This window comes from Kaistia sp. SLG-1 (assembly GCF_059699055.1).
In genome coordinates, this window is the sequence record NZ_AP048544.1 from 2,102,159 (window position 1) to 2,123,810 (window position 21,652).

General features: G+C 62.7%; 19 protein-coding genes. 12 read left to right on the plus strand and 7 right to left on the minus strand.

All coding sequences use genetic code 11. The features are described from left to right. Window positions 1-100: 100 nt before the first annotated feature. The 4 genes from AC6HZP_RS09415 to AC6HZP_RS09430 all read left to right on the plus strand — a co-directional run bounded on the left by AC6HZP_RS09415 (window position 101) and on the right by AC6HZP_RS09430 (window position 5,294). Window positions 101-1,015, plus strand: a complete 915-nt coding sequence (locus AC6HZP_RS09415) for a DMT family transporter (protein WP_497526770.1) — start codon at window positions 101-103, stop codon at window positions 1,013-1,015. A gap of 263 nt (window positions 1,016-1,278) precedes the next feature. Further along, entirely contained in the window at window positions 1,279-2,706 is a 1,428-nt protein-coding gene (locus tag AC6HZP_RS09420; protein WP_497526345.1) for a hypothetical protein, read from the plus strand. Between the two features lie 18 nt (window positions 2,707-2,724). Next, window positions 2,725-4,353, plus strand: a complete 1,629-nt coding sequence (locus AC6HZP_RS09425; protein WP_497526346.1) for a hypothetical protein — start codon at window positions 2,725-2,727, stop codon at window positions 4,351-4,353. 293 nt (window positions 4,354-4,646) lie between these two features. Further along, window positions 4,647-5,294 (plus strand): DUF2161 domain-containing phosphodiesterase, encoded by a 648-nt coding sequence (locus AC6HZP_RS09430; protein WP_497526347.1) that lies wholly within the window; start codon window positions 4,647-4,649, stop codon window positions 5,292-5,294. A gap of 21 nt (window positions 5,295-5,315) precedes the next feature. On the opposite strand, the gene AC6HZP_RS09435 is transcribed toward AC6HZP_RS09430, so the two are convergent. Then, a complete protein-coding gene (locus AC6HZP_RS09435) occupies window positions 5,316-6,038 on the minus strand; it encodes a DJ-1/PfpI family protein (protein WP_497526348.1) in 723 nt (240 codons plus the stop codon). Window positions 6,039-6,267: 229 nt separating this feature from the next. Between AC6HZP_RS09435 and AC6HZP_RS09440 the strand changes: the two genes are divergently transcribed. The 5 genes from AC6HZP_RS09440 (at window position 6,268) to AC6HZP_RS09460 (ending at window position 10,853) form a co-directional block, all read left to right on the plus strand. Then, window positions 6,268-6,711: a CBS domain-containing protein gene (locus AC6HZP_RS09440; RefSeq protein ID WP_201403313.1), complete on the plus strand. Its 444-nt coding sequence runs from the start codon at window positions 6,268-6,270 to the stop codon at window positions 6,709-6,711. A gap of 348 nt (window positions 6,712-7,059) precedes the next feature. Continuing rightward, on the plus strand, window positions 7,060-7,983 hold the full coding sequence (locus AC6HZP_RS09445) for a glycosyltransferase family 2 protein (protein ID WP_497526349.1): 924 nt from the start codon (window positions 7,060-7,062) through the stop codon (window positions 7,981-7,983). 5 nt (window positions 7,984-7,988) lie between these two features. Beyond that, entirely contained in the window at window positions 7,989-9,332 is a 1,344-nt protein-coding gene (locus AC6HZP_RS09450; RefSeq protein ID WP_497526350.1) for a glycosyltransferase family 2 protein, read from the plus strand. Window positions 9,333-9,360: 28 nt separating this feature from the next. Continuing rightward, the gene (locus AC6HZP_RS09455; protein ID WP_497526351.1) at window positions 9,361-10,149 is read left to right on the plus strand and encodes a glycosyltransferase family 25 protein; all 789 of its coding nucleotides are present in this window, start codon (window positions 9,361-9,363) and stop codon (window positions 10,147-10,149) included. A 65-nt stretch (window positions 10,150-10,214) separates the two neighbouring features. Beyond that, window positions 10,215-10,853 (plus strand): class I SAM-dependent methyltransferase, encoded by a 639-nt coding sequence (locus AC6HZP_RS09460; protein ID WP_497526352.1) that lies wholly within the window; start codon window positions 10,215-10,217, stop codon window positions 10,851-10,853. 15 nt (window positions 10,854-10,868) lie between these two features. On the opposite strand, the gene AC6HZP_RS09465 is transcribed toward AC6HZP_RS09460, so the two are convergent. Further along, on the minus strand, window positions 10,869-11,750 hold the full coding sequence (locus tag AC6HZP_RS09465; RefSeq protein ID WP_497526353.1) for a LysR family transcriptional regulator: 882 nt from the start codon (window positions 11,748-11,750) through the stop codon (window positions 10,869-10,871). A gap of 109 nt (window positions 11,751-11,859) precedes the next feature. Here AC6HZP_RS09465 and AC6HZP_RS09470 point away from each other — a divergent pair, with 109 nt between their 5' ends. Further along, complete coding sequence (locus AC6HZP_RS09470; protein ID WP_201403316.1) at window positions 11,860-12,315, plus strand: PACE efflux transporter; 456 nt, start codon at window positions 11,860-11,862, stop codon at window positions 12,313-12,315. Between the two features lie 217 nt (window positions 12,316-12,532). Here the strand turns inward: AC6HZP_RS09470 and AC6HZP_RS09475 are convergent, their stop codons facing one another. The 4 genes from AC6HZP_RS09475 to AC6HZP_RS09490 form a co-directional block, all read right to left on the minus strand. Beyond that, entirely contained in the window at window positions 12,533-13,663 is a 1,131-nt protein-coding gene (locus tag AC6HZP_RS09475) for a serine hydrolase domain-containing protein (protein WP_497526354.1), read from the minus strand. 185 nt (window positions 13,664-13,848) lie between these two features. After that, window positions 13,849-14,577, minus strand: a complete 729-nt coding sequence (locus AC6HZP_RS09480; RefSeq protein WP_497526355.1) for an outer membrane protein — start codon at window positions 14,575-14,577, stop codon at window positions 13,849-13,851. A 204-nt stretch (window positions 14,578-14,781) separates the two neighbouring features. Next, window positions 14,782-15,489 (minus strand): outer membrane protein, encoded by a 708-nt coding sequence (locus AC6HZP_RS09485; protein WP_497526356.1) that lies wholly within the window; start codon window positions 15,487-15,489, stop codon window positions 14,782-14,784. Between the two features lie 558 nt (window positions 15,490-16,047). Continuing rightward, the gene (locus AC6HZP_RS09490) at window positions 16,048-18,186 is read right to left on the minus strand and encodes a transglycosylase domain-containing protein (protein ID WP_497526771.1); all 2,139 of its coding nucleotides are present in this window, start codon (window positions 18,184-18,186) and stop codon (window positions 16,048-16,050) included. 337 nt (window positions 18,187-18,523) lie between these two features. On the opposite strand from AC6HZP_RS09490, the gene AC6HZP_RS09495 reads away from it, so the two are divergent. After that, complete coding sequence (locus tag AC6HZP_RS09495) at window positions 18,524-18,955, plus strand: YcgN family cysteine cluster protein (protein ID WP_497526772.1); 432 nt, start codon at window positions 18,524-18,526, stop codon at window positions 18,953-18,955. Window positions 18,956-19,658: 703 nt separating this feature from the next. Here the strand turns inward: AC6HZP_RS09495 and AC6HZP_RS09500 are convergent. Further along, window positions 19,659-20,534: a cupin domain-containing protein gene (locus AC6HZP_RS09500; protein ID WP_497526357.1), complete on the minus strand. Its 876-nt coding sequence runs from the start codon at window positions 20,532-20,534 to the stop codon at window positions 19,659-19,661. Between the two features lie 153 nt (window positions 20,535-20,687). On the opposite strand from AC6HZP_RS09500, the gene AC6HZP_RS09505 reads away from it, so the two are divergent. Next, window positions 20,688-21,626 (plus strand): phytanoyl-CoA dioxygenase family protein, encoded by a 939-nt coding sequence (locus tag AC6HZP_RS09505; protein ID WP_497526773.1) that lies wholly within the window; start codon window positions 20,688-20,690, stop codon window positions 21,624-21,626. Window positions 21,627-21,652 lie beyond the last annotated feature (26 nt).

The following is a 21,652-nucleotide window of genomic DNA, read 5'->3' on the forward strand; positions in this document are numbered from 1 at the left end:
ACAGCAGGGAGCGGCCGTTTCGATGACCACAGGCCAGACCGAGTTACACCAGACCCCGATCGGTCAGACCCAGATTCGCCAGACCCAGATTCGTCCGACGATGACCGGCGCCGACTGGTCGCTGCTGGTCCTGCTCGCGGCACTCTGGGGCGGCTCGTTCTTCTTCATCGCCATCGCCGGCAAGGAACTGCCGCCCTTTACCATCGTGTCGCTCCGGGTCGGCATCGCGGCATTGATTCTCGTGGCGCTGCTGCGCCTTACGGGCCGGCCGCTCCCCGCCGGCTGGCGGGTCTGGCGCGTGCTGTTCGGCATGGGCCTCATCAACAACGTCATCCCGTTCTCGCTGATCGTCTGGGGCCAGACCCAGATCCCGAGCGGGCTCGCCGCCGTGCTGAACGCGACGACACCGTTCTGGACGGCGCTGATCGTCAATTTCCTGACCGTCGACGAGAAGCTGACGGCGACCAAGGTGACGGGGATCGTGATCGGCGTTCTCGGCGTCGCCGTGCTGATCGGCCCCTCCGTCTTCCTGAACCTCGGCGGCGATGGCCTCGGCGCGCTGGCGATCCTGGCGGCGACGCTCGCCTACGGCTTTTCCGGCGCGCTCGGCCGCCAGCTCCCCCGCCTCGGCGTCGCCCCGATGACGGCGGCGACCGGGCAGATGATCGCCGCGACGACGATGATGATCCCGCTCGCCGTCCTGTTCGATCATCCCTGGCAGCTGCCGGCCCCGAGCTGGCAAGTCTGGGCCGCGATCCTCGGCCTCGCCGCCTTCTCGACGGCGCTCGGCTACATCCTGTTCTTCCGCCTGCTGGCCCGCACCGGCGCGACCAACACCTCGCTGGTAACCCTCCTCGTCCCCGTTTCCGCCATCCTGCTCGGCACGCTGGTGCTGGGCGAACACCTCGAACCCAGGCATTTCGCCGGCATGGCCCTCATCGCGCTGGGCCTCGTCGCGATCGACGGCAGGGTCTGGCGGTGGGTGAGGGGGAGACGGGTGGTGGAGGTGGGGTGAGGGGTAAGGCGAGTAAGACACGACTCAGATAGCTTGTGAGGAGCTAACAAAACGAGGCAATAGTAGTCGTGGCAAATAGGAGAGCAATCGGGCCTTCCGGACCTTCGGTGGCCCATATGCGGAGTCCGTATTCGTCGCGTTGCGGTCGGAGCTTCTCGTGCGGTCCCCACCCTAGAAGAGACCACCTGCTTACGGCTGGGTTCCTTGATCGCGCGGCAATGTTTGACTAGACTTTCGGTAGAATCCTCAATAGCGCCCTTAGCATGATTTCAAAAAAAACAGATGACTATTCGTCAGAGGATGCGATCGAAGCAATCGCTCACCTCAAGTCATTGATCGAGACGCGGCAATTCAAGAAAGAACAACTGCAAAAATATGAGGTGATCACGGATCTGCGTCGACTGGCTTGGGCTGCATCAACGGGTTCGGTTAGGTTGCGTTTGGAGGCACTTTCAGTTCTCGGTAAGGCGGCAGAGGTTTCGGTGCCCATTGCGGCTGTCGTTAGGCCGCTCATAACCGGAGCCCTATCTGAACGACCTCCGCACACGGAAAGATGGGGCAATGCCGATGACAGGTATTACTTCGCCAAGGCACTGTCTGGGTCGTCCAATACATGGGTCGGTCGTTATGCTGCGCGCGAACTCGCGATAGCTGGCACCTCGGAGGTCCGCTCCAAGGACGTATGGGCCGAATTGGCTCTCGCCAACTGCAATAGTATTGCCGAAGTTGTCGAGGAGATAACTCAGGGGTTGAGGGGGCAACAAAGTGAGGGGGTAGAGGATCTCCTCACTCCATTTCGTCGGCTTAACAGGGTGTGCGAGACACTATTGAAGCCCCTTCGATTTTCTGAGCTTCCAGCGGGATCGGGTCTCGGGGCCGCGCTGCGTTCTCTTTTTAGCTTGCCCGCGGCGAGCTCAACACTCGAGTTCGTGAAGGTTCGGGAGGCGACTGCGTTATCGGCGATGGATCTCGTGACGACGATTCTCCGCCTCCGGGTCGACACCCTGTTTGATCCGGATATGTACAGAGCAGTCAGCGCTCCGCTGAACTGGTGGCGTCCTGCGACCCCTCCTGTAAGCGTGGAAGAGCGTGTCAACCGTGCAGCGAATCTCGCGGTCGATGCGCTCCTTATCGTGGCTCGGCAAGGGCACAAGGATGTCGCGTTGAGGCGATCGATTGTTGCCGCTCTAGGAAGTAAGAAAATAGATGAGATAGCGTCTAGCAAGGCTGCGGCCGATCCTAGCCTTCTGCCGGAGGTGTCGCATTGGCTGTCAACTGGGCGTGAACTCCCGGCCATGGGTCGGAACGAAATCCTCGGAGAGGTTCTCGAGCAGGAGATGGACGAGCTGATAGCGCGTATGGCGATCGAGAAACATAGGCTTGAGCTGACGCCAGCAGATGTTCGTCAGATCGGTGACGCCATCGAGGCCTTCGAGCCCATCCATGCGTCCACTATCAAGACAGTCGGCATGCATCTCGACCTGCTGGAACAGGCGGTTGATGCCATCCTGCGCAAGCGTGGGATTTCCGTTTCGCCCGAACGTGGCGAGACGGTGCGCTTCGATCCGCGTGCGCATGAGTGTTCTAAGTTTATGGAAACATCTAGGGAAGTAAAGGTTCTTGTGCCGGGGGTTGTGAAGGTAACGCCTGGAAGGCCTCCAGTTATATTGGTAAAGGCAATCGTCAAGTAGAGTGAATGGGGGAGGATTGTGAGCAAGGCGCGTGCTATTGATTTGTTGATGAACCTTTTGGAGCGAGCCGAAAGCGGCGAGCGGACGTTCCTAACTTCACGGGAGGTGGGTGCCCTCAAATCACTTCTGCTTGACGGGGCTGATCCTCTAATCGTCGAGCCCGTTCCAGCAGCTTCCACTTCTGCTCCGCAGCGTCTCAACGCTGAGGCCGTCAAGCATTACAAGCTGGCCTTGGATCTCGGCAGCACGCAAAACGAATCTAGCAATTCGATAGTCTGTATCGATTTCGGAACTTCGTTTTCCAAAGCATTCGCTACAGTTACAGAGTCGGGCGATACTAGATATGTCGATCTTCCCATTGGAGATGGGGCCGCTGGAAGCCGGCTAACGACCCCGTCCGAGCTTCTATTGGCTGATGGTAAGATTTTTTTTGGCTCCAAGGCGCGCCAGTATGTCGAAGATACGCAGACTTCTACGGAGGCAATTATTGATTCAATTAAGCAATTTATCACGTTGGGGAAGGAGGTCTCGAAGCTCGCCGCCGCGCGCCTGCCGTCAGTGCAAGACGGACATGGGGCTTTAACCCAACGCGACGTGCTAGTTCTCTACCTTGCACATCTAATGCATCTCACAGAGACGGCCTTAGCCGCTGCTGGGCTCTCGAAAAATCTTTCGCGCCGGTTCGCTCACCCTGCGTGGAAGGATCATTCTAAAGATGAAAACGCTGCTGAAATGCGTCGTCTTATGGCGGAGTCGATCGTGCTTGCGCGCTCGGTCGGTGAGGACCTTGCGGATGCGATGGAGCTTGCGAAAGCAGTGGCGCTTCTCGAGCAGTTGAAGACTCTGTCTGACGAACTGCTTCCGGTGGCGCTGATCGGCGAACCCGTACGGGAGGCAACTGCAGCAGGGGCTGGTGCTCTTCTCTCTACTCCGGAGAACGCGCGGCAGGCCTATCTTGTCGTGGACGTTGGAGCAGGCACAACTGACGTCGCGGGCTTTCTATGTGTGAACAATCCGAACTGGGATCAGGCCAGGGTATTCGAGATTTCCACCGCTGCTACCGCTATGAACAGGGCAGGCAACATGATTGATCAGATCCTGCACAAATATATCCTCGATAAGAGTTCGTTTGCTCAAGATACAACCGAATATCGTTCCTCCGCGATTGACATCCGTCGACAGCGACGAGCACTGAAGGAGCGGCTTTTCGACGAGGGAAGGCTGACAGTGTTGCTTCCCACTGACGAGGTGGTAGAGGTTGAACTTGATGATTTCCTTAACTTGCCTCAAATGCTGGACTTCTCACAAAAGCTGCATGACCTCGTAGCGCATGCAGCCGTGATTGTAGCAGGATCTGCATCGAGGATTAAACTTGTGGCGACTGGAGGTGGGAGTCGGTTGCCGTTCGTTAGGAAACTGGCGGAAGACGGTGTCCGGTTTGGCCAGCGCCATATCTACTTCGACTTTGTGGAGGCGATGCCAAGTACGCTGCCAGAAACGAACCCCGAACTTAGCGCCGCATTTCCGCAAGTTGCAGTGGCATTTGGCGGGTCACTTCCAGAGTTGCCCGAACAGCGATCGAGCGTGCCTTCAGGGATAGAGGATGCTCCGAAGCGCATGACCGTGCCAATGTATAAGTCGTCGTGATGTTGAGAGATGCGTGCTCGCTTCCTCCTGCGGCCGCCGCTAGTTGGGCTATGCCAACCTTTCATGCGCCGCTTTAGGCCCATACGGCTCGGTTCATTGCGTTGGTGTATCAGCGTCGCCGACTACTCGGCTGTACCGGATCGCCCGCGCGACTTTCGGTTCGGCCAGTCTGCCGATGATGCGAGTGCGAGGTCAAAGTCGGACGCCGTCCCTGATGCAGATACCGCCCCTCGCCGACACGCCCCGTGCACAGTCCTCCAGACTCGTGCACACCGGGACCCCAGACGACATCCATGGCCGAGACCGACCTTTATCTTCCCCTGAAGGCCTTCATGGAGGGCGCCGGCTATGCCGTGAAGGGCGAGGTCAATGGCTGTGACCTGGTCGGCGTCCGGGAGGGCGAGCCGCCCATCCTCGTCGTCTGCGAGATGAAGCTTTCCTTCAACCTCGAGCTGGTCCTGCAGGGCGTCAACCGGGCGAAGATCTCGGACGAAGTTTGGCTCGCGGCGCGGGCCTCGAAGGGCAAGGGGCGCGAGCATGACGCGCGCTTCCGCAATCTCTGCCGGCGCCTCGGCTTCGGGCTGATCGCCGTCTCGGCATCCGGAGCGGTGGAGGTCATCGTCGCGCCCTTCGCGCAAGCGCCGCGCCGGGATCCCAAGCGGCGGTCGCGGCTGCTCGACGAGCACAAGCGCCGGGTCGGCGATCCGCAGATCGGCGGTGGGCGCGGCAAGCCGATCATGACCGCCTACCGGCAGGACTGCATCCTGTGCGCGACGTCGCTGCTTTCCGGGCCGCAGAGCCCGAAGCAGCTAAAGACACTGGTCGCGCGGGCGCCGACGATCCTGCGCAGCAATGTCTATGGCTGGTTTGTCCGCGAGAGCCGGGGAATCTACGGGCTGACGGAGCTCGGCAGGGCCGCCGTGCTGCCGCCGCCGGACTGATTTTCCCCTCGCGCGCCGAGCCTAGCCGGATGTCGGCGATGACCGGCTTTCCAGCGCACGCCTTATGCCCGAATGGGCCGTTTCGTTGCGGCTCCGCATGAGGGCGATCGCCGCCTCGGACGCCTTGTCGGGGTGGCCGGCGTCGAAGGGCGGCGCGGGGTCGTATTCGAGCGCGAGCTGGATCGCCTTTGCCACCTCCGGCCCCGCCAGCTCGGTGACGATCGCGAAGGCGAAATCGATGCCCGAGGTGACGCCGCCCGCGGTGAAGAGATTGCCGTCGCGCACGACGCGCGCCTTCTCATACCGGGCGCCGACGAGGGGCAGGAGGTCGACATAGGCCCAGTGCGTGGTGGCGCGGCGCCCCGCGAGCAACCCGGCCGCGCCGATCAGGAAGGCGCCCATGCACACCGAGGTGACATACTTTGCACGCGCCCCCTCGCGCCGGATGAAGTCGATCGTCTCTGCGTCGGCGAGCGCCTCGACGATGCCGGGGCCGCCGGGCAGGCAGATCAGGTCGAGCGGGGGTGAGCCCTCGAAGGTGCGGCTCGGCAGGATGGCGAGGCCACGGTCGCTCGAAACCGGCTGCCGCGTCTTGGCGATGACATGGGTCTTCGATGGCGGGAACGGGCTTTCGACGGCGAGCGAGGGCGGCGTTGCAAGCCGGCTCAGGACTTCGAACGGGCCGGTGAAGTCGAGTTGCGTGAGGCCGGGGAAGATCACGAAACCGATGTTGAACTCCGACATCCCGCAACCTCCTCCGGATGTCACGACATCGCCATGCGCCGCGAGATCATCGCGCCTGGCGACGATGTCCGCAACGGGGCGAAACCTGTCCGCCGGCCTTGTCCAGGCGCGGAGCAGGGCCGATGCGGCCGGTTCCTGCAGGCCTTCCGGCGTCGCCTTCCCAAGCGTAATCTAGGTCGGCTGCCGCGTCCCGATCGGGCGGACGGCGACCAGCGAAGGGAGGCGGATCTTGGCATTCGTCGAAGAGCTGAAGGACAGCGCACGCGACCGGCTCGTTTCGGTGCCGGAGGATGCGCCGCTCGTCGAGGCGGCGCGCCGGCTGCATGCCGGAACCGACATCGTCGTCGTCTGCGCGCCGTCCGGCACGCTCGCCGGGATCCTGACCAAGACCGATCTGGTCGGCTTCTTCGTCGCGGCGACGCGGCTGGACGAGCCGGTGCGCGAGGCGCTGGTGGCGCGGTCGCAGGTCGTCACCTGTCGCCTCGACGACGAGCTGCACGCCGTCTGGCGGCTGATGCAGTCGCGCGATCTGAAGAACATCCCGATCGTCGACCAGGCCGACCGCCCGATCGGCATCCTCAACGCCCGCGACGCCCTCAACGCCCTCCTGCTCGACACCGAGATCGAGGAAAGGCTGCTGCGGGATTATGTGATGGGGCTGGGGTATCGGTAGGGGGGGCTGCCGACGCTGGGTGAGGCGTTTGGGCATTCGTCCTGACATCTCCCGGAGCCCCAAAACCCTACGTCAGTCAAGACCATCTAGCGGGGCAGGCGCCAGCAGGCCCGATAACCTGATCTCCATATTCCCGTTAAAGTCATATATCAGATTTTACACAACTACCGATAGACATCTCGCCATCATATTGCTACCAAATCGAACTAATTCGGTCTGCCGCACACATCTACCTGCGGTTCTCTAGGCGCAGAAAAATCCAGGTGATCATCTACAGTGAAGGTGAGTGGGCAGGCGGCAATCAATTTCGATAGAATTAGGCCGATCATCCGAAAAGTGGAACACTTCTTGACCGAAATTACAGTAGTTATTTGCACCTACAATCGAGCTAGCTATCTTGATGAATGTCTTCGTGCACTCAGCCAGCAGGTGTGTGATGCTGGAGTCTACGAAGTAATTGTTGTTGACAATGCTAGCACGGACGCGACGCAGGATATCGCGCGCGGTTGGGCGTCCAGAGACCGGCGGATCTCCTATATCTACGAACCCATACAAGGGCTGGCCAGGGCGCGAAATACAGGGCTTCGCAATACGAAGTCGCCGTTCATTTCCTTCACGGATGACGATGCGATCGTTGCGGAGAACTGGATATCGCTCATGTTGGCGAGCTTCTCCTCGCTGCCGCCAAGCGTATTTGCAGTCGGAGGCGAGATCGATCCGATCTTTGAAATAGCTCGCCCCGGATGGCTTACCGATGAGCTACTAAGGCCGCTATCTGCTCATCTTGGGTGGTCCGAAACCGCTCGACTTTTGCAGGGCGAAGAATGGATCTGTGAAGTCAACTCGACGTACCGGACCGAAAAGCTGCGGCAGTATGGCGGATTTCCAGAGGAGCTTGGTCGCCAGGGCGATCTGCTCTTATCCGGAGAGAATTATGTGAACGAGGTAGCCCGCCGTAGTGGCGACTCTATCTACTTTGATCCGAGAATACGAGTTTCTCACTTTATTCCAGCTTCGCGACTTACGAAAGATTGGTTTCGTCGTCGGTTCTTCTGGCAGGGGGTAACAGCATCATTGCTACCCCGAATTGCCGCCGCGAGATATGGACTTACGCATGATCATTGGCATGAGCTGCATGTGCCGATTTCGCCGAGAGATTGGGTAAAAATGGCTTCCGACGAAGGCAACGATGCCGAGTTCATCGAGAATTGCGGGCATATTCATGAGCTTGGCTACCTGCTTGGGGCGATGAACTTGATCGCTGGCCGGTGACGCCAATGACGTCACACGAAAAGATAACTGTTATTATTGCGACTATTGGCCGGCCGGATGCGGTCAAGCGTCTCGTGCGGAGTATTCAGCTCCGCTACCCCAGCGTGCCGATCCTTGTCGGAGAGCAGATTGATGGCACAGGCTCTTCGGAGTTGGAGGGGATCGACGCAGATGTATTGCGTTTTCCTTACGATTACGGGGTCTCCGCCACGAGGAATGCTCTGGCGTCTCATGTTTCTACGGACTACTTTGTCTTATGTGACGACGATTTTATATTTGGAGAACTAACTGATATTTCTCCGGCAACTGACATTTTGGACAGCAATGAAGACATAGGTGTAGTCGGGGGGCTCTTGTTCGATGTGTTCGATGGAGACCGAATTAATGAAAGGTCACCGCGTCATTGGGAAAAATGGTTACATCTGGATAAGACGCGCAAAACGCTTACGATGGCGCCGATAGCGTATGAATTTCCGGAATACTCTTATATTAAATCTTGGAGATATTTGCGCGCCGATGCTGTCGTGAACTGGGCGGTGATGCGTACGGGCCTGTTTAGGGATGGCGTACTTTGTTGGGATGCGCAGTTCAAGATCGCCGGCGAACATGAAGACTTCTACTTGCGTCGAAAAGTCATGGCACCCCAAGTTGGAGTGGTATATTGCCCAGATCTGATCGCATATCATCACAGCAATCTAAGCTGGTACGGAGACAGCTATCGGAATCTGCGGTCTCGTCTCGAGGGGTGGGCTCATTTTCGGAATAAGTGGAATATAGATCGTGTAATAGATATTGAAGAAATTGTCGGAAATTGCATTGATACGACAGATTCTGCTGTCCATCCTGCTGCGGGGGGATACAAACTTTTCATGGATAATCTCAACAAGCGCGGTGGGAGGAGGGCTATCGATCGCAATTCGGTCGGTATCGATGCCAAAGGAAACCTGTATTTCAATCAAGTAAATTATCGATCTACAAATCGTGTAGAAGACGAAAGGTTGTTTCTCTCCGAGACGACGCGCGAACTTCGAGTTGCCCGTTCTGCTGAGTTCGTAACCCGCATGCGGGCCGCCGGGCAGCAACCCTACGACGTTGACATGCTCGTTCGCGAGAATAGCTACCTGAGAGATCGAGATATTTGGACGCGGTTGCTTTTTCGCCCCAGCGGACGTCCCATCCGGCCATTACGCCGCATCTTGTTCCACAACAATGGCAAGCCACGGGGAATCTTCCGCAAATACGTCATGCGGGCGGCGGCCAAGCCTGGCACGGCCCTGAACTATTGGATGACGCACCCGGCCTATCTTGGGCTGCCACGTGCTGTCCGACTTCCTGAGCATGAATATTGAATAGCAGGGGACGCAATTGCGGAGTCTAGTGATCAATCTTGATAGGTCTCCTGAGAGACTCGACTGGATGCAGCGCCACTTCCAACAGATTGGCGCGACCTTTGAGCGCGTCCCTGCCGTTGATGGAAATTGCCTTACCGCTTCAGAAGTAGACCGCCACGCCGTGCCCCGTGCGGATGGCCAACGGCTCTCGGTAGCTGAGGTGGCCTGTTTCCTCAGCCATCGCCGTTGTTGGGAGATAATCGCTGAGGGTAACGCCCCATATGGCGTCGTATTAGAGGACGATGTCCTTTTTGTTGCGGAATTTGCTCCGCTTCTGTCGTCTCACGCCTGGATCCGAGCTGGTGTGGAAATTGTGAAGCTTGAAGCGCCGCATCCAGACTCCTTCAAAGGAAGCCAGAGGAATTCTTCAAAGATAACTCGCCTGCATCGGACCGGAAAATCCTGGGATGGTGCCGCTGCATATATTGTATCAAAATTGGCTGCGAAAGAATTATTAAAAGAAGAGAACTTTGATTGCCCTGTAGACCAGTTTCTTTTTGACGTAAATCTGGAAGGAAGGCGTCTCGTTACGCACGAAGTACGGCCGGGTGTATGCATCCAAGCCAGCAAGGTAGGGCAGTCCGATGGTTATCTAACGAGTACGATCGGCTCGAACCGAATGGACACGACTGTGCCCAAACCTAGATTGGGCCGTAAGGCGAAGTTTTTCCGGGAACTCTGGAGGCCGTTCAAGCGCCTTACGACCCGCCTGGCGGATAACATCTACACGCTGCGCGCTCCACGGATAACGGTCAGCCGATCGAGGCGGTCCTGAACGGGACGAATTGCGGATCCGCTAGGCTCATCGGCTAGACTGAGCTGAAACATGGAAAATCTCGCATGACAGCCGTCGAGGATGCCCGGTTCTGGGACAAATCCGCCAGGCGCTATGCCCGGTCCGCCGTCGCGGACGTGAAGGGGTATGAGCGCACGCTCGAGCGGACGCGCGCCTTTCTGCGGCCGGGCCATGACGTGCTGGAGCTCGGTTGCGGCACCGGGTCCACGGCGTTGCGCCTCGCGGGCGGTGTGAAAAGCTACCTCGCGACGGACATTTCGCAAGCAATGATCGCGATCGCCGAGGCGAAGGTGCGAGACGAGCCGACGCCTAATCTTATCTTTCGAGCGGCGACAGCCGAGGACCTGATGCGTCGGGCGGATCGCTTCGATGTCATTCTCGGCTTCAACTACCTTCATCTCGTGCGCGATGTCCGGGCGACGCTGCGGGCGTTTCATTCGTTGCTGAAGCCCGAGGGCGTGTTCATCTCCAAGACGCCCTGCGTGGGGGAGATGAACGTTCTGGTTCGCCGGGTCCTGCTTCCGGCGATGCGCTCGATCGGCAAGGCGCCGCATGTCAGCCTGTTCGATGCGCAGGCGCTCAAGCAGCTCCTGGCCGACGAAGGGTTCACCCTCGTCGCGACCGAGACGCATGCCAGCAAGGGTCGGGACGCCCGGCCGTTCATCGTCGCGAGGAAGCAATAGGCGAGCCGAGCCCCTTCACCCGCGCTTCAGCATCTCCAGCAGTTCCTGGCCCGCCATGCCGAGCGGGTTCTGCTTCATCCAGCGGAGGTGCAGCGGCAGCTTCAGGCCGTTGGCGACGTTGGAGAAGGGCAGGATGCGGACGCTGCCTTCGCGCGCCAGTGGCGTCGCCACCGAGAGCGGCAGGTTGGCCCAGCCGAGGCCGGCCTTCACCATGTTGACCGCCGTGGCGAGGCTGTCGGTGCGCCAGTAGGAGCCGGCGATCAACTGGCGGAAATCCGAGATCGGGTGCTCGGTACTGGCGATCAGGATCTGCCGGTGGTGGAAGAGGTCGTCGAGCTTCAGCGTCTCGACGTCGACGAGCTCCGAGCCATGCCGGGTCGAGACGACGGCGACCAGCGTCTCCGTGCCGATGAAGTGAAAATCCTCCTTGCGGCTCGTCTCCAGCCCGCCATAGGCGATGCAGAGATCGATGCGGCCTGTGCGCAGGCGCTCGACCACGTCGTCCTGCGGCGCGGTGGTGATCTCGATCGCGAGCAGCGGATGGCGGGCCGAGACATCCGAGATCGTTTGCATCAGCCGCGCATTGTCGATGTCGGCGGCGATCCCGATGGCGAGCCGCGTCTCCAGTCCGTCGGATAGCTCGGTCGCGTGGGCGGCGAGCTGCTCGAGCTGCTCGGCGATGACGCGGGCATGCGGCACCAGCGCCAGCGCCGCCGGCGTCGGGCGGACCTGTCGCGCCTCGCGCACGAACAGCGCGTAGCCGAGCTCGGCTTCCAGATTGGCGATCGCCATGCTCACCGCCGAGGGGACGCGATGCAGCACGCGCGCCGCCGCGGAGAACGAGCCCTGGTCGATCACCGCCAGGAAGAGCTCGATGCTGTCGCTCGAAAAGATCATGCCCTGACCTATCAGCTGAACTGATGGCTGGCAACTTTTCCTGTCTGCGCCGTTGCTGGTAGACGACGGCCACACATCGGCCGTCCGGCCGTTCTCAAGAGGTGATTTGGTGCAAGGCGTTCTTCGCAGAGTGGTCTACGTTTCGGTGTTCGAGATTTCCGGGACCCTCATCTCGGCCTTCATGCTGGCCTATCTTTCCGGTTCCACGGCGTCGCATACGGGTCCGCTGGCGATCATGATCTCGACCACCGCGGTGACGGTCAATCTGATCTACAACTGGCTGTTCGAGCGCTGGGAATCGACGCAGGCCGCCCGCTCCCGCTCGCTGGCGCGGCGGATCCTGCATGCCGTCGGCTTCCAGGCGACGCTGGTGATGTTCCTGATCCCGCTGATCGCCTGGTGGATGCAGATCTCGCTCCTCGAGGCGCTGCTGCTCGACGCCGTGCTGATCGTGTTCTTCCCCGTCTACATGTTCGTCTTCAACTGGGCCTTCGACGGGATCTTCGGCCTGCCGGATTCGGTGACCAAGGGCCGTGTCGGGGACGAAGCGGAAGCCGCCGCGTGAGGGTGGCGCCTGCTGCATAGGACAGCGGTCCGGTGCGTCCTTCGAGACGCGCCCTATCGGTCGCTCCTCAGGATGTTGAGGGTTTTGACTTTGCCGACATCGGCATCCCGAATCTCAACATGCTGAGGAGGCCTGAAGGGCCGTCTCGAAGCACGCACCTTGAAGCCGCCACAGGTCGTTGCGACGGGGTCGTCGTGACAGATGACCGGGCCGGTCCTCAGCCGTAGACGGCGGCGCGGATCGCGTCGGGGTAGGGGCCGTTGACGCCGGCGACGGCGGTGTTCGAGAACGAGACGACGGAGAGCTTGCGCACGGGGTCGACGAACCAGGAATGGCCGTAGACGCCGCCCCATTGCCAGGTGCCGGGCGAAAACGGCGAGGCGTTGGCGGCGGGATCATAGGTGATCGACCAGCCGAGGCTGAAGCCGCGACCGGGAACGGTCGTGTCGAAGGCGCCGATTGCGTTGGTCGCAAGCAGCTTCAGGCTTTCGGAGGAGAGGATCGGCGCGCCGCCGCGCCGCATCGCCTCCAGGAAGGCGAGGATATCGCCGGCCGTGCCGAACATGCCGGCGCCGCCGGACGGGAACGAGGCGGGATCGAAATTGCGGTCGGGCGCGAAAGTGAGCGTGCCGGCCTTGCCCGCGACGGGCTGGTGCGCCGCCATCGGCGTCGGGCGCGGGTCGCCATCGGCATAGGCCGTGGCGAGCCGGGCGCGATCGGTCGGCAGAAAGGCCGTGTCGGCGAGGCCGAGCGGCACGGTGACGCGCCGGGCGATGATCTCGGGCAGGCCGAGGCCGGTCGCCTTTTCCAATACGGCGCCGAGTACGTCGATGCCGACGGAATAGGCCCAGGACGATCCCGGCGCGAAGGCGAGCGGCTGCGCCGCGATCTTCGCCAGGTTCTCCGCCATGCCGCGTCCCGGCTGGTCCAGCCCTTCCGAGATGCCGGCCGACTTGTCGTAGCCGTAGATCAGCCCGCTCGTATGGGTGAGCAGGTGGCGAAGCGTGATGACGGGCTCGCTGCCATCGGCGAGCTTCGGGCGGAAATCCGGCAGGAAGCGCGTCACCGGGTCGTCGAGGCCGAGAACGCCGGCTTCCGCGAGCGACAGCGTCGCCGCGGCGACGAGCGGCTTGGTGACCGAGGCGAGGCGGAAGATCGTGTCCTCGGTGGTGCGGCGCCCGGCCTCGCGATCGGCATAGCCGGCGGTGCGCCGGTAGACGGTCTCGCCTTCCTCCGCCACCAGCACCACGGCGCCGACGATCACCTCGTTGCGGATCGCCTCGTCGATGACGGCGTCGAGCCGGGCGGCGCGCTTGTCGCGGCTGGCGGAGGGAGGGGTGTCGGTCATCGGGTACTCCGGGCAAGAAGCGGGGAGACAGAATGAATCAGGTCTCGCGTCACATGCAACCCTCAGCCGAAGCCTGATTGCACCGCCTGCTTTTGCGCGCATACGCTGCGGGTCGAACCGCCAAACAAAAGGGCCCCCGCGCGGTTCAGCGCGGAGGCCCGGATGGCGTCATTCGATCGGCAGGATCAGAACTTGTAGTTCAGGCCGAACTTGACCGTCTGCAGCGACGAGAAATCGGCCTTGTACGCGCCGCTCGCATTGAACGCATTGACGGTGAAATCCTTCGAGCCGAGATCGGCATAGAGATATTCGACCCTGGCGGTGACGTTGTGGGTGACGGCATATTCGAGGCCGGCGCCGACCGTCCAGCCGCTGAAGATCTGGCTGTCGCCGCTGGTGAGGTTCGGCGCGCTCGGAATGTTGCTGCTGATGTAGACTTCAGACTTGGCGTTGGCCCAGGCAAAACCACCCGTCACATAGGGAAGGAAGCGGTCGACGGCATAGCCGGCGCGCCCGCGAACCGTGCCAAGTGCCGTGATCTCGCTGCGGGTGCCGATTTCAAAGTACTGGCCGCCGCCGCTGATGCGCAGAGCGCCGCTATCCTTCAGGTCGGCGAAGGCTGCGTCCGCCTCGATGCCGAGCACGACGTTGTTGGCGAGCTGGTAGTTGTAGCCAAGCTGGCCGCCGCCGAGGAAGCCGTCCGGCTTGTTGCCTCTGCCCTCGCCGTAGATATCCGTCATCTCGGTATCGAACGTGGCCCGGCCATAGCCGGCATGGACGCCGGCGTAGAAGCCGGTCCAGTTGAAGGCCGGCGCGGCGACGGGCTCGGGCGGCGCGACGGTGAGATCGGCTGCCTGTGCGCCGGCCAGCCCGAAGGCGGTCGCGGCCGCGAGGCCAAGAATATGTTGGATCATGTGATTCCCCTGATAGTTGCGTGACTTAGAGGCAACCGGCTGGCTGCGTCCAGTCGTCGGGCGTGTTTCTCGCCCCGTTCCGGTCACGCATTCAGGGAGGAATTCACCTGCCGCAGGGGACTGCAGGTGTTCTTGTCGTGCGATTGCGCCGCGGCGCGCCAGGCGGCCGCGGCGCATATCGCCGCTTCGATAGGCTGGGCGGGATCAGAACTTGTAGTTGAGGCCGACCTGCACCGTCTGGACCTTGAGATCGGCCTGGACCGGGGTGCCGAGGTCGAAATCGCGCGAGCCGAGATCGGCATAGAGATAGTCGAGCTTGGCGGTGATGTTGTTGGTCACGGCATATTCGACGCCGGCGCCGATCGTCCAGCCGGTGTAGGTCTGCTTGTTCGAGGCGGCGTTGTGGATGAGCTGCTGGCCGTCGACCGTGATCGTGTTCGAGAAGGCGAGGTCGGCGCGCGCCCAGGCGAGACCGCCGGTCACATAGGGCAGGAAGCGATCGGTCGCATAGCCGAGCCGGCCGCGCACCGTGCCGAACGTATCGATCTTGGTGGAATAGGCGATTTCGACCGCGGCTTCCGACGGATCGCCGATGACGGTGTCGATGTCGTCCTTCAGGCTGCCGAACGAGACGTCGGCCTCGACGCCGAGCACGAGGCGGTTGTCGAACTGGTAATTGTAGCCGACCTGGCCGCCGCCGAAGAAGCCGTCCGGCTTCAGGCCGCCATAGGCGTCGGTCGGATCCGAGGTGAAATCGCCCCAGCCATAGCCGGCGTGACCGCCGAGATAGAGGCCGGTCCAGCTGAATGCCGGCGCGGGCACCGGCTCCGGCGGGGCCGCCGTCAGATCCGCCGCCTGTGCCGCTCCGGCCATGCCGAGAGCCAACACGATACCCAGTCCCAAAGTCTTCATGCTGGTCTCCATCCGACTTGCGTATTTGCTGGCCAGCATAGTGGATGGATATGCCAAGGAAATATGAACGCAGTCGAATTGGTTTTTATGCAGTACGATGTTTTAGGCGTTGTTGCAGAATTGCTATGACATTTCGATTTTATACTTAAATCGTCGAATCAATTTGATTGCATTTTGTTTCGAATGTTGATATTTTTGGTAGAATGGAGGCCGATCGACGGTTGTGCGCGGAGAATTATTCGCGCTGAACGGCGGCGATGGCAGGCCCGCCATCTGCGGGGGGCACCCCTGAGCCCCAGCAGGCCGATCCACCGCCTCCACCATCATCCTGAGGTGCGAAGGAGGGTCCAGCGGGGCATTCCGGTTTGTCGACGGGCTCTGAAGGTCCGAGGCGATCCCTGGGCCCTCCTTCGAGGCCCGGCTTCGCCGGGCACCTCAGGATGATGGTCGAGTTTTGGAATGCAGTCCGAGACGGCCCTGCGGGCCTACTTGGCATGACGCGAGTGGTGTTTTGCAGATGACTCGTGACGGCGAGCCAGCGCGGCCTGCCGAATACCGCTACTCGTCGCCAAGCGCCGCGGCGCGCAGGGGCTTGTCCGTCTCGTAGGAGACCGCGTTCAGCGGCTTCAGCGGCGGCGCCGTCTCGAACAGCTTTTCGAGCGCGATCAGCCGTTCCGTCGTGTCGGCCGAGAGCGAGAGGGGCCGCTGGTCGGCGCCGCCGGTGCTGGCGATCGCCGGCGCCGGGCGGTTGCCGTCGGAGGCCGGCTCGTTGATGTACGGGATCGGCTTCAGCTCGATGCCGTTATGGGCATAGGTCATGACGCGGTTCCACGTCTGCGCCGGCAGCGAGCCGCCCGTCATCTTGTTCGACGAGGTGAAGTCGTCATTGCCGAACCAGACGCCGCCGACATAATTGCCGGTGAAGCCCATGAACCAGGCGTCGCGATAGGCATTGGTGGTGCCGGTCTTGCCGGCCGTCTTGATGCCCTGCAGCTTGGCGGCGCGGCCGGTGCCGCGCTCCGGCACCTGGCCGAGCATGTAGTTCATGGCGCCGACCGTCTTCTCGTCGAGCACGCGCTCGGGCGGGCCGACGTCGCGCTTGCGGTCGAAGATCACCTTGCCCTGGCTGTTGACGATCTGCGTGAAGGCATAGGGCGTTGCCTTGAAGCCGCCATTGGCGAAGACGGCATAGGCACCGGTCATGTCGAGCACGCGCACGTCGGTGGCGCCGAGCGGCAGCGACTTTGAGTTCACGATGTTGGTGGTGATGCCCATCTTGTGCGCGAGATCGATGATCGTCGGCCGGCCGACCGCGCCGGCGAGGCGGACGGCAACCGTGTTCAGCGAGTGGATCAGCGCCGTGGTCAGCTGGATCGAGCCCATGTAGCGGCCGCCATAGTTCTTCGGCGACCAGTTGCCGATCGAGATCGGCGCGTCCAGCACGACGCTCTTCGGCGTATAGCCGTGCAGCACCGCCGCCGTGTAGACGAAGGGCTTGAACGACGAGCCGGGCTGGCGCAGCGCGTCGGTGGCGCGGTTGAACTGGCTTTCGCCATAGTCGCGGCCGCCGACCAGCGCCCGCACGGCGCCATCCGGCTCGGCGACGACCATTGCGGCCTGGCTGACGCGGTAGCGCTCGCCGGATTCGCGCAGCGCGTTCTCGACCGCCTCGTCGGCAGCCTTCTCGATGTTCATGTCGACGGTCGAGCGGACGATCAGGCTGCGGTCTCCGTCCGGCACCTGTTTCTTGACCTCGTCGAAGGCCCAGTCGAGGAAATAGTCGGGCGAGGTGTCGGCCGCCTTGCGGACGACGTCGGCGGGCTTGCGCCGGGCGCCCATCACCTGGCCCTCGGTCATGAAGCCGGCCTGCACCATGTTGGTCAGCACGTCGTTGGCGCGGGCGCGCGCCGCCGGCAAATTGATGTGCGGCGCGTAGCGGGCAGGGGCCTTGTAGAGCCCGGACAGCATCGCCGCCTCGGCCAGGTTGATGTCGGTGACCTTCTTGCCGAAATAGAACTCGGACGCCGCCGCCGCGCCGAAATTGCCGCCGCCCATATAGGCGCGGTCGAGATAGAGCTGCAGGATGTCGTGCTTGGAGAGGTTGCTCTCCAGATAGAGCGCCAGGAACGCTTCCTTGATCTTGCGGTCGAGCGTGCGCTCGTTCGACAGGAACAGGTTCTTCGCCAGCTGCTGGGTGATCGACGAGCCGCCCTGGCGCACCGCGTCGTTGCGCAGGTTTTCCATCAGCGCGCGCGCCGTGCCGATGATGTCGATGCCGAAATGGGTGTAGAAGCGCCGGTCCTCGGTGGCGAGCGTCGCCTTGATCAGGCTGTCCGGCATTTCCTCCAGCGGCACGGCCTCGGAATGGCGCACGCCGCGCTTGCCGATCTCGGCGCCGTAGCGGTCGAGGAAGGTGACGGAATAATCCGATTGCGCCAGCCAGTCCTGCTTGGTCGCGTCGAAGGCCGGCAGCGCAAGCGTCAGCATCACCACCGCGCCGCCGGTGGCCATGGTCAGCCCGTCGCCGAGGAGTTCGATGGGCGCGCGCCGCCAGCCGGTCAGGCGGAAATGGCGGGCGAAGCGCGACAGCGCCTCGGCGGCTTCCTTGAGCGCCGTCCAGATCCGGTAGAGCGTGCTGTCGATGAAGGCGTCGATCTCGATCAGCCGGATCCGCTCTTTCGGAGCGGGCGGCGGCACGTGGCCAGCCTCGGGCGGAACGGGCGCGCGGCGGAACCGGTCGCGTAGCGCGCCGGTCCAGTCCGATATGCGATCCCGAAGCTTGCGCAAGGCCTGTTCCATTGAGAGTCGAATGGTTCTAGAAAGCGGTCTGAAACATCGCGTTCCAGAGGGTTCTGGCCCGTCCGGAAGGCCCGGTGCGCGGATCGCCCCGAAATTGGGCCGGTTCTCGCCGATGCTGAGAGGATACGCAATCTCCATGCCCTTGCAAGGAAAGGACGCGCGACCCGCCGCGGCCTCCGCGCAACACGATGCCGCAGACGAACTGCCGTTCTGGAAGCGCCTGACACTCGAGGAAATGAGCTCGGAGCAGTGGGAATCGCTCTGCGACGGCTGCGCGCGCTGCTGTTTGAACAAGCTCGAGGACTGGGATACCGGCCAGATCGTCTGGACGGCGATCGCCTGCGAGCTGCTCGACGACGAGACCTGCCGCTGCAAGGATTATCCGAACCGGCATGATTTCGTGCCGGACTGCATCCCGCTCGACCCGGAAGCCGTGCGCACGCTGACCTGGCTGCCGCCGACCTGCGGCTACCGGCTCGTCGCCGAAGGACACGACCTCTACTGGTGGCACCCGCTCGTCTCCGGCGATCCCGAGACCGTGCACGAGGCCGGCATCTCCACCTCCGGCCGCACGGTCAGCGAAAGCGACATCCCGGTCGAGGAATACGAGGACTTCATCGTCGAATGGCCCGGCGAGCTGATCGAGCCGGAAAAGCCGAAGGGGTAGGGGGCGACCTGCCGCCACTTTTCTTCACCTCTCCCTGAGGGAGAGGTCGGAGCGAAGCTCCGGGTGAGGGTTTACGACCTCTCCGGATGGTTCCCTAAACCCTCACCCGCCGGCCTGCGGCCGTCGACCTCTCCCTCAGGGAGAGGTGAAGGGACGCTCCGCCCATTGTTCCTCACCCCACCCCCACGCTCGCCGTCATCCCGGCCTCCGAGCCGGGATCCATTCAGCCGGGTTGCCGGCCGCATGAACCTCCCCATGCCTCGGCCGCATGGATCCCCGCCTGCGCGGGGATGACGGGGAGGGTGTTGCGCCGGCATTGTTCTTCCGGCGAGTGCCGTTCGGGGCGCCTTTGCCCGCCCCGCGCTCGCCGTCATCCCGGGCTTGACCCGGGATCCTTTTCCGCCGGGTTGCTGACAGTGCGAACCTCCCGAGGGCGCGGCTGGATGGATCCCTGCCTGCGCGGGGATGACGGGGAGGGCGTTGCGCCGGCATTGTTCTTCCGGCGGGTGCCGTTCGGGACGCCTCGCCCGCCCCACGCTGGCCGTCATCCCGGCCTCCGAGCCGGGATCCATTCAGCCGGGCTGCCGGCCGCATAAACCTCCCGAGGGCGCGGCCGCATGGATCCCTGCTTTCGCAGGGATGACGGGGAGGGGGCACGGCCGCCGTAGGGATTGCGGGGAGGGGCACGGCCGCCGGCGAGGGCCTATCCTCCCACCCGAAACCGCTGCCGGTACGCCCTCGGCGTCACGCCGCGCTGCGCCTTGAACTGGCGGTTGAAGTGGGCGAGCGAGTCGTAGCCGGCGTCCGCCGCGATCACCGCGATCGGCTTGCCGCCGCCCGACAGCATGGCGCAGGCGGCGCCGATGCGGATCTTTGCCAGATAGCTCGTCACGCTCTGTCCGGTCTGGCGCACGAACAGCCGGTGCAGGCCGGATGGGCTCAGCGCCGCGATGTCGGCCAGCGCATCGAGGCTCAGACGCTCGGCATAGCAGCGATGCAGGTGATCGAGCACCCGGTCGACGCGGCCGCGATCGGCCTGCCGCTCCGGCGCTGCGGCGGGAAGCGCCAGCGGCGAGGCGAGCGGCTCGGCCGCCACGTCACGCGCGAGATGCGCGAGGACGCGCAACAGCTCGATCAGCCGATCCTCCGGGCCGAGCCCGAACAGCGCCTCGATCCTCGGGCGAACCTCCCGCGCCGCTTCCTCCGAGAATTTCAGCCCCGTGCGGGCGCGCGCCAGCATCTCGGCAACCGTGCGGAACTCGGTGAACACGCCGCCGAGCGGCGTCGTCCATTGCGGCAGGAACCACATCACCAGCGCCACATGCGGGCGGCCGGGATCGAGCTTGTCGGCCGAACACCAGCTGTGCGGCAGGTTGGGGCCGACCAGCACGAGGTCGCCATCGTCATAGGCGCCGATATGGTCGCCGATGAAGCGCTGGCCGCGCGAATTCAGCGTCAGGGTGAGCTCGAACTCGGGGTGATGGTGCCACTGGAACGGGATCTCGTCGTCGAGCCGGCGGTTCAGCGTCGCCCAGGACGCGCCCTCCGGCACCGCCAACCTTTCGAGAAACGGCCTCATTCTGGTCTCCGGGTCCATCGTGACGCCACAATAGTATCAGTCTTCGCCGGGATCGGCGAACATGGCATCGGGCGCGGCGCTATTCTTTTTCTCAGGAACCGTCCAGTCGGGACGGGTGAGGAGAGGGAGGACAAGATGACCATGGCCGCCGGAATGGGCACAGCGCCAATGCGCGACAGCCACCCGACCACGCAGCAGGAGACGCAGCTCAAGGACATCCAGAAGACGCTGCCGCTGCGCGTGCTGAGCGAGGCCGACTGGCAGCATTGGGTTACGCGCGGCTATGTCATCGTCCGCCAGGCCGTGCCGGCGGAAAATGTCGAGCGGCTGGTCGAGACGCTCTGGCGCTTCGACGAGAAGGACCCGGCCGATCCCGCGACCTGGTACGCGCCGCAGCGCCGCGACCATTTGATGAAGGAGCTGAACGGCACCGGCATGCTGGAGATCTACAATCACCAGCATCTCTGGGACAATCGCCAGCAGCGCCGCGTCTATGACGCCTTCGTCGACATCTGGGATCGCGAGGATCTCTGGGTGACGATCGACCGCGCCAATCTGAACCCGCCGAAGAAGGTGAAGGGCAACCCGAACGGCTTCATCCACTGGGACGCCGACACCTCGCTCATGCCCCCGCCGATCGGCGTGCAGGGCGTGTTGAGCCTGAAGAAGCAGGACGGCGACGTCGGCGGCTTCCAGTGCATTCCGGAGCTCTTCGCCGGCTTTGACGACTGGGTGAAGACGCAGCCGGAAGACCGCGACCCGATGCACCCGGACACGACAGGGCTCTCGATCACCAATATCGACATGGAGGCGGGAGATCTTTTGATCTTCAACTCGCTGCTCGCCCATGGCGTCCGGCCCAACCATTCGGACGGCCGCGTCCGCATGGCGCAGTACATCTCCATGCATCCGGCCGAGGAGCAGAACCTCGCCGAGCGCACCGAGCGCATCCGCCTCTGGCGCGAGCGCGACCACCCGAAGCGCGACGCCTTCCCGGGCGATCCGCGCGAGTGGGAGAGGCACAACGCCGAGACAGCGAAGCTGACGGAGCTCGGCGAGAAGCTGCTCGGACTGAGGAGCTGGCGGGAGTAGGGGCTGCTTGGCGCGGCGGCAGGGTC